This window comes from Clostridioides sp. ES-S-0190-01, from assembly GCF_020658275.1.
Classification (GTDB): Bacteria; Bacillota; Clostridia; order Peptostreptococcales; family Peptostreptococcaceae; genus Clostridioides.
In genome coordinates this window covers 1-13074 of the sequence record NZ_JACVWA010000046.1, presented here as the reverse complement: position 1 = coordinate 13074, position 13074 = coordinate 1, and the positions used below count along the sequence as shown (strand labels likewise).

Annotated in this window: 12 protein-coding genes; 8 read left to right on the top strand and 4 right to left on the bottom strand. The window is 26.5% G+C overall.

Annotated elements, in window-relative coordinates; translation table 11 throughout:
• Positions 1-48 precede the first annotated feature (48 nt).
• Positions 49-969: a GyrI-like domain-containing protein gene (locus IC214_RS19465; protein WP_227866927.1), complete on the bottom strand. Its 921-nt coding sequence runs from the start codon at positions 967-969 to the stop codon at positions 49-51.
• Between the two features lie 540 nt (positions 970-1509).
• On the opposite strand from IC214_RS19465, the gene IC214_RS19460 reads away from it, so the two are divergent.
• Complete coding sequence (locus tag IC214_RS19460) at positions 1510-2373, top strand: conserved phage C-terminal domain-containing protein (protein ID WP_227835556.1); 864 nt, start codon at positions 1510-1512, stop codon at positions 2371-2373.
• A 235-nt stretch (positions 2374-2608) separates the two neighbouring features.
• Here IC214_RS19460 and IC214_RS19455 read toward each other — a convergent pair whose 3' ends face one another.
• Both IC214_RS19455 and IC214_RS21270 read right to left on the bottom strand, forming a co-directional pair.
• Entirely contained in the window at positions 2609-4270 is a 1662-nt protein-coding gene (locus IC214_RS19455) for a cell wall-binding repeat-containing protein (RefSeq protein ID WP_227866926.1), read from the bottom strand.
• 240 nt (positions 4271-4510) lie between these two features.
• A complete protein-coding gene (locus IC214_RS21270) occupies positions 4511-4597 on the bottom strand; it encodes a winged helix-turn-helix transcriptional regulator (protein ID WP_413926684.1) in 87 nt (28 codons plus the stop codon).
• A gap of 139 nt (positions 4598-4736) precedes the next feature.
• On the opposite strand from IC214_RS21270, the gene IC214_RS19445 reads away from it, so the two are divergent.
• The 4 genes from IC214_RS19445 to IC214_RS19430 all read left to right on the top strand — a co-directional run bounded on the left by IC214_RS19445 (position 4737) and on the right by IC214_RS19430 (position 7949).
• Positions 4737-5858: an aldo/keto reductase gene (locus IC214_RS19445; protein ID WP_227433757.1), complete on the top strand. Its 1122-nt coding sequence runs from the start codon at positions 4737-4739 to the stop codon at positions 5856-5858.
• A 210-nt stretch (positions 5859-6068) separates the two neighbouring features.
• Positions 6069-6485, top strand: coding sequence for a MerR family transcriptional regulator (locus IC214_RS19440; RefSeq protein WP_227835559.1), 417 nt, complete (start codon positions 6069-6071; stop codon positions 6483-6485).
• Positions 6478-7017: a flavodoxin family protein gene (locus IC214_RS19435; RefSeq protein ID WP_227481900.1), complete on the top strand. Its 540-nt coding sequence runs from the start codon at positions 6478-6480 to the stop codon at positions 7015-7017. The genes IC214_RS19440 and IC214_RS19435 overlap by 8 nt, the downstream gene beginning before the upstream one ends.
• Before the next feature lie 794 nt (positions 7018-7811).
• Positions 7812-7949, top strand: coding sequence for a hypothetical protein (locus IC214_RS19430; protein ID WP_227866925.1), 138 nt, complete (start codon positions 7812-7814; stop codon positions 7947-7949).
• Between the two features lie 142 nt (positions 7950-8091).
• Here the strand turns inward: IC214_RS19430 and IC214_RS19425 are convergent, their stop codons facing one another.
• Positions 8092-8577 (bottom strand): hypothetical protein, encoded by a 486-nt coding sequence (locus IC214_RS19425; RefSeq protein ID WP_227866924.1) that lies wholly within the window; start codon positions 8575-8577, stop codon positions 8092-8094.
• 865 nt (positions 8578-9442) lie between these two features.
• Here IC214_RS19425 and IC214_RS19420 point away from each other — a divergent pair.
• From IC214_RS19420 to IC214_RS19410, 3 genes are all read left to right on the top strand, one after another.
• Positions 9443-9820 carry a RidA family protein gene (locus tag IC214_RS19420; RefSeq protein WP_227433761.1) on the top strand — a complete coding sequence of 126 codons (378 nt, stop codon included), beginning with the start codon at positions 9443-9445 and terminating at the stop codon, positions 9818-9820.
• Positions 9821-10188: 368 nt separating this feature from the next.
• Positions 10189-11997 (top strand): sigma 54-interacting transcriptional regulator, encoded by a 1809-nt coding sequence (locus IC214_RS19415; RefSeq protein WP_227835115.1) that lies wholly within the window; start codon positions 10189-10191, stop codon positions 11995-11997.
• A 613-nt stretch (positions 11998-12610) separates the two neighbouring features.
• A partial coding sequence (locus tag IC214_RS19410; protein WP_227866923.1) for a pyridoxal-phosphate dependent enzyme occupies positions 12611-13074 on the top strand: 464 nt, incomplete at its 3' end.

Genomic DNA, 13074 nt, shown 5'->3' with positions numbered 1-13074 from the left:
GTATGTTTTAATCATTAATATAAGAAGAGGTTAAGCGAAATCATAGTATTAAAAAGGCTCTATAGGTAAATATATATCAACTATATGTTTATTTTGTGGGTGACTATTTGGGTCATTAAGATATACTTCAAAAGGAAAAGAATTACGTAGTTTATGTTCATCATTTGATAGCCATTCATTATACATAAAATCCCAAGCATCACTATATTCATCTTGAAAAATACTAAAATGTCCCACCAGATATTTCCCAGAAGGTATTGTAATATTGCCAAGGTCGCTATTTTCTTTGACAACAATATTATCTGGAATTGTCATACAAATACTAGTCCTCAAATGATGTTCTTGTGTAAATTGAGGATTATCATGATAAATAGCTAATATCTTTGTCTTTTCAAGTTCAATTAGATTCTGCTCATTTGCATAATCAAAGAGTTTTTCTACAATCTTTGGAAAGTGACTGGCCAAATTTCCATATGACCCAGTGTATCTAATATAAGCTGTATTTACATTATCAAGTTCTAAGATTTCAATTTCTCCCTTAACCTCTCTCTTATTTTTAGATTTAAGTTTTGATATGTGTCTATTATACTGAGAAATTTTATATGGTTCTTTGCAATTCTTGCTATAATTGTTTCTATATTTTATAGGGCTTATCTTATAATAATTTTTGAAGGCTCGCGAAAAAACTGCGGAATCAGTAAAACCGAAATAATGTGCAATATCAGTAACTGTCATATCAGTACGATGAATAAGAAAAGAAGTGGCTCCTTCTAGTTTTAACCTATTTACATACTGTGACAATGTTTCTTTTTCTATCGCTTTGAAAATTCTATGAAAATGAAACTTTGAAAAACCTGCTATATTAGAAAGCTCTTCAAGAGAAAGAGAATCATACAAATGCTCTTCTATGTAGTCTTGTACTTTGCAAATACGACATAAGTATTCTTTTTTAATTTGGGAATCGGTCATAAGTATACCTCCTTATTGTAAAAATATATATTTTAAATACCCTTATTTATAGTAAATAAAGCGTTGAGTATGTGAAATTTAAAGTAAAAAAATGTTAAATAGATTTTTTATTAGGAGTTTTTCTTATATATAACAACAATTTATATTATAAGAGAATTTCTATCTTACTTTGTAACACTTAGTATAACATAGTGATATATTTTTAGATTGTATATTTGATTATACATTTATATAAAGTTAGAGACTATAACATGGACAAAAACTTAATATCTAGTAGGGTTGTAAACTTTGATACTAAGAACAATATATCAATTTTAAGAAAATGTTTACTAAATAATAAAATATTTATATTAAAAAAATTATTAAATTTATTGTTTAAATAAAAAAGTTAAATCTCATCTATTAACATAGAGCCTTTAAAACTTTAAAATGAAAAATATAGAAGAATGATTTTTAATAAAATATAATCATCTAATAAATTATTAAGAAATACAAAAATACTTACAAACAACTATTTATTTTAATTGGGGGAATAAGAATATGAACAATGGTTTTTATCAATTAAATTCAGCAGTATTATATTTTAACGAGCGAAGTGATGTAAACAAAATAAGGTTTAATCACTATATAATGAGAAAAGAAAACATACAAAGATTAAGGGGAACTTTACCAAGGGGACAGTTTATGATGACTGTAAGAAAGGCTGCATCTGACCTTGATTTATCAATATCTACAATAAGTAGGCTTGTAAATGAATTTATAGATTTAGGAATATTGAGACTAATAAGTCGAGGAGTGAAGGGAAATTGTTGCTCTGTATATAGTTATATATGCTCTGAAAGTAATGATACAGGTGTAATAAAGAAACGTAGAAGTTTTTTTGAAGATATATTAGAAAATATTAATGAAACAAATAATAGTAGCCAAAAGGTATCAAAACATGAATATAAGTATGACAAAGATAAGGCCAGTGATACCAATATGTATAGCTATGTAGATAAAGAGTATAGACAATGGGGTTATGACCCAGAACTTCATACTGTAGATGAAACAGAAGATGTAACAAAGAAAAAAGAATTATTAAAAAAAAATTTAAAAAAAGAGTTATTAAAAAAGAACTCCAAGAAAAATACTGATGTGGAAGAGGAATACTGTTATATAGAAAGTATTTATGAAAATATTATAAAAAAGTTAAATAAAGAGTCAGGGGAAAGTTTTAGGTTTGATTCAGAAACAGATAATAAACTTATAGCTGAAAGAAGAAAAGAAGGCCATAGCTTAGAAGATTTTTATAAAGTTATAGAATCAAGAGTGAAGAGCTGGAAGGAGACTCCTACGCTAGTGGATATAAAGCCAGAGATTCTATTTGGTCATGAATTCAAGACTTACTTAAATAAAAAGTGATTATAGTGGATAAGAGATATAAGTGGATAAGAGATATACTAGAATAGATATTATGAAAAATCTAAAATTTAGATATAGTTTATGTTCAGATATATTATATGTATAGAAAATAGGGTTATTAGTGTTATTAATAATAAAAAATATTACTGGAATTTTTAAAATTCCAGTAATATAAAATTTAAATTACAGTAATAAATAAGAAAATTTTTATAAACTATATCATTAGAGTTATATACTATACTGTATCAACTTCATATTCTAATATTTTTCCAGTGATTGCACTGATTGTTATATCATATTCATTATTTCCCTTTATTATTTCGCCTTCATATTCTTTATCATCTTTATCATATTCAAATTTTACTATTTTACCACCAGGTACTTTGTTTAGCATTATTGACTTAGCTTTTTCAATGCTAATTATAGAGTTATTGTTATTAGAATCACTATTATTGTGATTATTATCAGAGTCATCATAATCATTATCATCATAATCATCGTCCATATCAATATCTATAATTCTTCCATCAAATGCATTTATCTCTATTTCATATGTTTTATTATCTTTTACAACTTTAGCCTCATATTCATTATCGTCAGCATCATATTTACAGTATATTAAATTACTATTAGGAATGGCATCTAGTATTATAGATTTAGCTTTATCTAAAGATATATTTTTGACACCTAAATTATTATTTATATCATCATCTTTTTCAATTTCTATTATTTTACCAGAGTAGGCATCTATTTCTACTTCATATACAATATTATCCTTTATAACCTTACTGTCGTATTTATTATCATCTTGGTCGTAGTAACAAACTAAAACATTACTTTCTGGAACAGCTTTTTTTAATATTTCCTTAGCTTCAATTAAAGATATTTTTTTAGTTTTATTTCTTATATCGACATTTTTTAGCTTTAAGATATCCTCAAATGCTTTTTGGTTATCACCTCCGCCAACTTGTGTTACTTCTTTTATGTCTTTATTGTTAATAAAATATTTTTGGCTGTTTACAAGAGTGCCATTAGATATTATTACAGGAGAATTTTCTTTGGCTGCCAATACTCCTATTGATAATGCGTCTACTAGTGCATTTTCCTTGTTCATACCATCTTTAGTAACAAACACATTTTTTATATTTTTGGTTTTGTAAAATTGTTCAATAATTTTGGCATTGGTATTGTTTCTATCTGAACCACTGATTCTTTCTTTATTCGGATATTTTTTTACTGTATTGTCTGATAAAATCTTATTTCCACCAACTATATAAGATTTTTTTATAGACCTATTGTTTAAGAAATTTATACTGCTATTATTGCTGTTTTCCTCTGATACTAGTATTATAGGCATATTATGTATTGCTGATGGAGAAGCTATGCTAACAGCATCAGATAACCCCTTTAATCCATTTACAACTGCTACATTTTCCACTTTTTTTATTTTATCTATTTCTTTAAGTAAATTTGTAGACATTTCATAGATATTATTTCCTACTATTTTATTTACCTTTATGTTGAGTGATTTTATTTCATTTTCTACTTTATTAGATATACTATTTCCACTGTCCACTATATATACATTATCTACGCCAAGTCTTTTAAGTTCAGTTTTAGTTGAACTTTCTATACTATTATCATTTACTAATAGTATAGGAGCATTTTTTAATTTAGCAAAAGGATTTGCACAAAGTGCACTTTGAATAGAGTTGCCATTGACTATAATTGCTACTTTTGATTGAACCCATCCTAATTTACTCACTTCTACAGCCGTTTCATATCTTGTTTTACCTATTAATCTTTCTTGCTTTGTTACGTTGTTTGCAAAGATTACTGAAGAGCTAGAAAAAAACATCATACCTGCCACTAATATAGCTAAGTTTTTCTTATTCATATTTTTTACCTCACAATCCTTATATTTTATTATTTAGTATGAACTAGTAAAATATAATCTTAAAATCAAGTTACTATTAAATGTAACATTTTAAAATTAACAGATAAGAGTATTCAATATAAAGCTTTTATTTTATTATTTAACATTGTATCATAAATCTTTGGGAAAATGTTTTCGACATTGAATATATGTAAATCAGGATGGATTATTTTTATCATTTGATAAATAGGTTTTTCCCCATTATTTCATGTGTTCTAAAACAGGGACAAAGTTTATTCCTAAATCTGTTAGGAAATATTCTACTTTAGGTGGAATTTCTTGATAAATTTTTATAGTATTTAATTAAAAAATAAAAAAACTATTGACTTGAAGTTAACTCTAAGTAGTAAAGTATAATTATAGAAAATTTATAAATATTTAAAAACATAAATTAAAGTAGAGAATACATAAAGGGGGAAGCAGGACAATGGAACAAAAAAAATTAGGGTTTGGGTTAATGCGTTTACCAATAAAAGACGAAAATGATGCTACAAGTATTGATATGGATTACTTAAATAATATGGTTGATACTTTTTTAGAGAGAGGATTCACATATTTTGATACAGCATATGTATACCATATGGGTAAAAGTGAAATAGCACTTAGAGAATCTCTAGTAAAGAGACATAAAAGAGAAAGTTTTACTGTAGCTACAAAACTACCACTAATGGCTTTAAAAACAAAAGAAGAGCAGGAGCCTATTTTTAATGAACAGTTAGAAAAATGTGGTGTAGATTATTTTGATTATTATCTTTTACATAACATTGGTGTATCACATTATGAAATAGCTAAAAAATTTGACAGTTTCAAGTTTATTGAAGAAAAGAAAAAAGAAGGAAAAATAAAAAATATTGGTTTTTCTTTTCATGATAGTGCAGAACTATTAGACAAAGTATTGAATGAGCATCCAGAAGTAGATTTTGTGCAGTTACAAATTAATTATTTAGATTGGGATAATGAAAGTATACAATCTAGAAAGTGTTATGAAGTAGCAAAGAAACACAATAAACCTGTTATAGTTATGGAACCAGTAAAAGGTGGTACACTAGCAAAAATACCAGAAAGAGCAGAAAAATTATTTAATGATTATAATCCAGATATGTCAGTGCCATCATGGGCAATTCGTTTTGCAGCAAGTAAAGATAATGTCATGATGGTTTTAAGTGGAATGTCAAATATGGAACAACTATTAGACAACACAGGGTATATGCAAAATTTTGAACCATTTGTACAGGAAGAATATGATGTTATAAATGAAGCGGTGGAAATTATAAATGAAGCAATCGCAGTTCCATGTACTGCTTGCCAGTATTGTGTAGAAGGATGTCCAAAAAATATCGCTATTCCAAACTATTTTGCTTTATACAATGCAGAAAAGCAAGCTCTTAATACTGGATTTTCAACACAAATGGTTTATTATAATAACTACACTAAAACTTATGGAAAAGCATCAGATTGTATTGGATGTAAACAGTGTGAAAAAAATTGTCCACAACATATCAAAATTGTAGAATCTCTAAAGAATGTAGCAGAAATATTTGAAAAATAATTGCTACTATAAAATAATTAATGATATATAAAGAACTTGAAGTTAATTAAGTATAAGTGAAATAATTAATGTTATATAGAAAAGTTGAAGTTTATGAAATATCAGTAAAATAATTAATGTTATATAGAAAAGTTGAAGTTTATGAAATATCAGTTAAACTGTTTAATCGGATTTTAAATTATACAGTATCAAGAAAGGAGGAGGATTTGTATGACAATTTCAGAAGTAAGTAGAAAATACGAACTTTCAGCAGATACTTTACGATATTATGAACGAATTGGTTTAATACCACCTGTAAATAGAAATAAAAGTGGAATTAGGTCTTTTACAGAAAAAGATTGTGAGTGGGTTAATTTCATCAAATGTATGAGAAGTGCAGGACTTTCCATTGAGACATTGATTGAATATGTAACTATGTTTCAACAAGGGAACGAAACTGTCAAAGCGAGAAAAGAACTTTTAATAGAACAACGAAATCAGCTTTCTAGAAGAATTGAAGATATGCAGAAAACTTTAGAACGATTAAATAGTAAAATTGATGGATACGAGGATAAAGTTATTGAAAAAGAAAAAACATTAAAAAATAATAGTGAGAGTCAAAGAACGGAGGTATTGTCTTATGAATAAAAGTGTACTTGTATTGTCTGCAAGCCCTAGAAAAGGTGGTAATTCTGATTTATTATGTGACCAATTTATGCAAGGGGCATTAGAATCTAAAAACCAAGTAGAGAAAATATTTTTAAAAGATAAGGATGTTAAATATTGTATAGGATGTGGAGTCTGTTACGAGAAAGGTGGAAACTGTTCACAAAAAGATGATATGGAAGAAATTCTTGAAAAAATGATTAAAGCAGATGTGATTGTTTTGGCAACTCCAGTTTATTTTTATACTATGAATGCACAGATGAAAACTATGATTGATAGAACTTGCTCGAGATACACTGAAATTTCTGGAAAAGAGTTTTATTTCATTGTTGCCGCAGCAGACAATAGTGAGCAGGCTATGGAAAGAACATTAGAAGGATTCAGAGGATTTACGTCATGTCTAAATGGTGCTAAGGAAAAAGGTATAGTGTATGGCGTAGGAGCTTGGCATGTAGGTGATATCAAAGAAAGTGTAGCAATGAATCATGCCTATGAAATGGGCAAGTCAGTGTAGTGAAGAGAGATTTTTAAGAGTATCAGATTTACTAAATTTTATTGATAGAGTGAGTTCAGAATAATCTAGACAAAATAATCTTGATAAAATAAATAGTAGACTAAAATGTATTCTACCATTTAGAGGCTGTAAGTAGATTTGTGTAAAACAAATTTACCTACAGCTTTTTGTTGTATATAATTGGTAAACTAGATAATTAGTTTTTTCATCCATAGCATCAGTCTTCATATTTTATTATCATATCATAAATATAAATACTAATTTTATAAAGTGAATAAATTATAAAATAAATATAAATAAATTATATATAAAATATAAACGGTTTATAAACAAATCAACTACTGATAAGATGAATTTTAATGATAGCATATAACACTTCAAGGAAATTCTTATTATGGGGGAGATGTTCCAGAATTAAGTGAAAGTGAAGAAGATAAAAAACCATTAATAGGAGCAACAAATTTCATAACTAGAGGCTTTTCTAATATGAGTATTGTCACATTGACAGAGACAAATCAGACTATAAAAAACATTAACTTTATATACATCATTTTTTCTAGACAAAATTTCTATCTTTTCAAGGTTCTTAAACACTTTCATTAACTAGTCAACTAATTCGATTTCCTCTATTCCAGCCTTTAAGTATCTACTTTTATTATTTTTAATATAGTTTTCTAATGTCATAGGATAGTTATCTTTACTACAAATATATTTTAATATATGTTCTTCTGTTGCTGATAGAGTAATATCATTTTCAAATAACTCCTTAAGCTTATGTATCTAAAACTTATTATATGATAAAGTCGATATCGAAATGTAACGTAGATGCTTATGATTATATAATAGAAGCAGTATATGAAGATGGGAATTTAAGATTACAAAATAACTTTAATGGCTATATAGTAAAAGCAATACATAAAGGCTATAATTAGATTTACAGAAAAGTAAATTTATCTACAGCCTTTTTGGTATACACAGTTTTTTAATATGCACAGAATTTTGATATACATACAAATCTATGCACATTTTTATCATTTATTTGATATCTAAATTTATGTGTGTTTTAGTAGCATATTAAACAGATTTCTGCATAATATCATTCTCTTTACTAATTAACTTTTTTAGGTTTTTCCAATCTATTTCTTCCATATTAGCAAAATAATGTCCACTTCCTACACAAGTTATATAGGACTTGCCATCTAATTCAAATGAAGAACCACCAATACATTTTGGATTACATTTTTTACAAGTACGAGTTTTTGTAATACTATCTTTAATAGTTTTAGAACATTCCTCCACAGTATTTCTATATGTATTTAGATTATAAAGGTTTGCTTTAACTCTCCATTTTTTCTCATTACATTCAATAGTAAATAGACTACGATTTGGTTTTTTAGTTGAATATAATATACGATAAGAACGAGCTCCTGTTCGTGGTTCAATCTTGCAACCTAGTAATTGACCAAGCTTATGAAAATCATAAGCAATATTATAATCTTTCACACTTAGTACTTTTAGCATTTCTTCTGTTGTTTCTGCTGTTAATGGACTTTTGTTCATAATTAAAAACCCCCTATATAAATAAAAATTTTGCATATAAATAGTAGCTTTATATACAAATAAAAACTAATAATAGTATAGTCAATCAAGTTATCAAAATCAATAAAATAGCTGTAATCTTACATTATTAGGCATGAAATGAGAGGTATTGTTTTGTAGAGGTAAAGACTTAATAGTATGAAAATTCACTCAAACATGATACAATCCTATAAAAGATTTAAAAAATAAGAAGGGAGAAAGTTGCTGAAATAATTTTATACTTTACTTATATTTTATAAAATAAACGTATATCTTATAAAATAAATGGGGTCATTAAAAAATAGTTTTGTAAGTTTTCAGCAGCAGTAGTGGAATGATAATTTTTTGGTTACTATTATACTTGGCTATTATATTTTCAATAGGTTCTATGATAACAAAAGTAAATAAGGTCTGGATTAAAGTGTTGCTATTTGTAGCAGTAGGATTGTCAACCATAGTTCTTTCATACATGATAGCATAATAACTTAAAACTTTAGAACTATTTAAATAAAATTCGCAAATTCTCAAAACAAGAATTCTCAAGTTGGTAAAATTCCAGATATGAGAAAAAAATTAGTACTATAAAAAAACTATTTTCGGATTATTTTTTATGGAAAGGTTTCAATTTAGGTGTTTTAAGTGGTTCCATAAAGTTTTATGAATAAAAAGAAATTGGCATGCTAATTGCTTTAATAAATATTAACATGAACACAAATAAATATAATAATCTGAGTATTGATTATTTGAAACTTTGGACTTGATTTCTTGTCTAGAGGTTCATATTAATATTGGTGTTTAGGAAATTTTATTTTCCTGTAAATATAACTTAATAATAGGAGGTGAAATCATGTCAAAAGTAGTAATAGCTACAGAGAAAGCTCCAGGAGCAATTGGACCATATTCTCAAGCAATACAAGTTGGAAATATAGTTTCTACATCAGGTCAACTTCCAATAGACATGAAGACAGGCGAGTTAGTATCTGACCCAAAAGAAGCAACAAAAGCTTCTTTAGACAATGTAAAAGCAATACTAGAACAAGCTGGTACAACTATGGATAAAGTATTTAAAACTACAGTTTTCGTAAAAGATTTAAAAGATTTTAATGATATTAATGAAGTGTACGCTACATATTTTAAAGAAAATCCACCAGCAAGATCATGTGTACAAGTTGCTCAATTACCAAAAGATGCAGTTTTAGAAATTGAAGCAATGGCAGTATTATAATAATAAAACCAATGACAAAACTAATGAAAATTAAAAACTAATAAAAAAAGTCTACAATTAAAAAGTTTATATTAAAAAAGTCTATATAAAAATCTATCTAAATATTTAACTATTGAGCTTTTCTTATATAACATATATTTTTGTGCCAAAAATATATTTGTTATAGGAGGAAAGCTTTTTTTATTTTATTATTTGTGTATTATAATTAAAGTAATCCTAATATAAAACAATCTTTTTATAATTATTATTATGTATTTCAATGTAAATATATAAATAAGTAATGTTTTATATATATTTTAAAAATTAACTATATGTTAAAATATAGTTAAACTGATAATTTAGTAAATTAAATTCTAATGGGGGAAACTATGGTAAGTAAATTAAAGGAATTTCAACAGGAAATGATAAAATACACTGAAACAGTAGCTAGCGTGTTAGATGTAGATATTGAAATAGTTGATGATAGATTAATAAGAATTAGTGGCACAGGTCTGTATAAATCAAAAATAAATGAAAGCGTTGTTACTGAAGGTTTTCTTTATGATAAAGTTATACAGACAGGTCAGGAATTAGTCGTATTAGATATATGTGATAATCAGCTTTGTATAGAATGTTCCCATTACATGAAATGCCTAAATAAAGTAATAATAGCAGTTCCAATAAAATATAATAATCGTACTATAGGAGTAATTGGTGCTATTAGTACAGATAAAACTAAAAAAGTAGAAATAAGTGCAAAAATAGATAATTATTTGAAGTTTGTCAATCATATATGCGATTTAATTTCTATGAAGATAGAAGAACATGAAGTGTCAAAAAGTAGCAGTAGAAAAATGAACATGATGATAGAAATAATTGAAAATGTTGAAAAAGGTGTTGTTATATTAGATATAAATAGCAAAATATCTTATATAAACAATATTGCTTTGAAAAAATTAGATATTGGAAAAGATATAATAGAAAATACAGTAAAAATAGTATCTGTTGAATCTTCTTCAAATGGACATGAATTACTAGAAATTGATATTGATAACAAAATTTATAATATAAATGCCAAAATAATTCCTGTATATCCATATATAAATCAATATGACAAGATAATTATATTTGATAAGACATATATAAACCATAAAGGACATGGGAAAGTCAATAGTGGATGGGGAAATAGTGATATAGAGTCTATAATTGGGAACTCAGAATCAATGGTGAAAGTTAAAGAGAGAACTAAGAAATTAGCAAAGTCAAATTCAACAGTTCTTATAACTGGTGAAAGTGGTACAGGGAAGGAGCTAATTGCTAGAGCTATACATGCTGAAGGAAGTAGATGGAATAAGCCATTTATTGCTATAAACTGTGCTGCTATTCCAGAAAACCTTCTTGAAAGTGAGTTATTTGGCTATATAAAAGGTGCATTTAGTGGGGCTAGTAGTGGAGGTAAGGTTGGTAAGTTTGAACTTGCAAATGAAGGGGTCATATTTCTTGACGAAATGGGAGACTTATCTATGCCTTTACAAGCAAAGTTACTTAGAGTTTTGCAGGAAAGAAAATTTGCAAGAATTGGTTCAAATAAACTTATAGATTTAGATATAAGAGTAATTGCTGCAACGAATAAAAACTTACTTAAGTTGGTGAATGAAGGTAAGTTTAGAGATGATTTGTACTATAGGTTAAACGTAATTCCTATAAATTTGCCACCTCTTAGGGAAAGAAAAGATGATATTGAAACTATAATGATGAAATTTGTTTCCAAGTATTCTTTAGAATTAGATATAAAATTGAATCAAATAGAAAAAAATGTAATGAATATGTTGGTTAATTATAATTGGCCGGGAAATATAAGAGAATTAGAAAATGCAGTTGAATATATGATGAATTTAGTTGGAGAAGATGGAATAATCTATAAAGATATGCTTCCATTAGATATTTTGAACTATTATAATATTGAAGGGAATAGTTTTAAGAGTAATAATGAGGTAACAAAGTTTGAAGATGATATAGTCGGGGGAATAGTAGAAAACCAAGAAAAAATACTTTCAATTAAAGAATTGGAGTTAACTTACATACATAAGTTGTTAAATAAATATGGAAGAGATACAAAGACAAAAAAGAAAATAGCAAAAGATTTAGGGATAGGTTTAGCTACATTATACAGAAAACTAGAAGAGGAACAACAATAAATTAAACATAGAAAATAGTTTTAAATGTATGGCAATGTGATTTGTAGGTCAATAAAAATAAAGCCTCTATAATAGAAGTGTCACTAGAAGAGACTAATATAGTAATAATACTATATAAAAATAAAATTATAAGCTTGTAAGATATTGAGTCAGTATAAATAATAGAAAATAAAAGTTTGAGCTTATAAAGTACAAATATGTAAAACATAAAAATAACAGTATTATAGAAAGCTAAAATAAAAACATAAAATATAGAAGGTTATAACAATATAAATATAGAAGGTAAAAATAGTAATATACAAGACAAAATAACAGACATATAGAAAAGTAAAAGCATAATAAAGGAAAATAAAAACAAAGAAACGGTTTCTCGAAATGATAATTCTCGTATTGATAAAAATTTCCCAATATGAGAATTTTTTCTTTTATAAATCTTATTTTTCACACTCAGATTTTACAACGTTTAAATAAATTTGAAAAAAGTATGTAATTCCAACATAAAAAAAATGTTTTTAGAATAAATAATATTGGCATAGTAATTGCTTTATATAAAGACACAAAGATAAAAAATTAATAATGACATCGAAAAATTTGAAAGGGGAATATAAAATAAATGAGAGAAATAAAATGGAAATTAAATAACTTACCTAAAGCAGAGGAAAAAGAAAAAGGAATTGAATTTTTAAAGGACGAAGAAATTGCAAAAGCTAAAGCATTTCATGAGAGTTTTCCACAATATGAAAAAACTCCTTTAGTTAAATTAGATAACTTAGCAAAATTATTAGGAGTTAGCGGAATATATGTTAAAGATGAATCTTATAGATTTGGATTAAATGCATTTAAAGTTTTGGGTGGTTCTTACTCTATGGGTAAATACTTAGCTCAAAGATTAAATAAAGATATATCAGAGTTAGGATATGAAAAATTAACTTCAAAAGAAATAAAAGACCAATTAGGAGAAATAACTTTCTTTACAGCTACAGATGGAAATCATGGTAGAGGAGTTGCTTGGACAGCTAATAAATTAGGTCAAAAATCTGTTGTATTAATGCCAAAAGGTTCTTCTGAATTTAGATT

Coding starts and splice junctions, on each gene's coding strand:
- IC214_RS19445 (WP_227433757.1), top strand. CDS start 4,737: ATGGAACAAAAAAAATTAGGGTTTGGGTTAATGCGTTTACCAATAAAA.
- IC214_RS19460 (WP_227835556.1), top strand. CDS start 1,510: ATGAACAATGGTTTTTATCAATTAAATTCAGCAGTATTATATTTTAAC.
- IC214_RS19425 (WP_227866924.1), bottom strand. CDS start 8,577: ATGAACAAAAGTCCATTAACAGCAGAAACAACAGAAGAAATGCTAAAA.
- IC214_RS19415 (WP_227835115.1), top strand. CDS start 10,189: ATGGTAAGTAAATTAAAGGAATTTCAACAGGAAATGATAAAATACACT.
- IC214_RS19435 (WP_227481900.1), top strand. CDS start 6,478: ATGAATAAAAGTGTACTTGTATTGTCTGCAAGCCCTAGAAAAGGTGGT.
- IC214_RS19420 (WP_227433761.1), top strand. CDS start 9,443: ATGTCAAAAGTAGTAATAGCTACAGAGAAAGCTCCAGGAGCAATTGGA.
- IC214_RS19430 (WP_227866925.1), top strand. CDS start 7,812: ATGATAAAGTCGATATCGAAATGTAACGTAGATGCTTATGATTATATA.
- IC214_RS19455 (WP_227866926.1), bottom strand. CDS start 4,270: ATGAATAAGAAAAACTTAGCTATATTAGTGGCAGGTATGATGTTTTTT.
- IC214_RS19465 (WP_227866927.1), bottom strand. CDS start 969: ATGACCGATTCCCAAATTAAAAAAGAATACTTATGTCGTATTTGCAAA.
- IC214_RS19440 (WP_227835559.1), top strand. CDS start 6,069: ATGACAATTTCAGAAGTAAGTAGAAAATACGAACTTTCAGCAGATACT.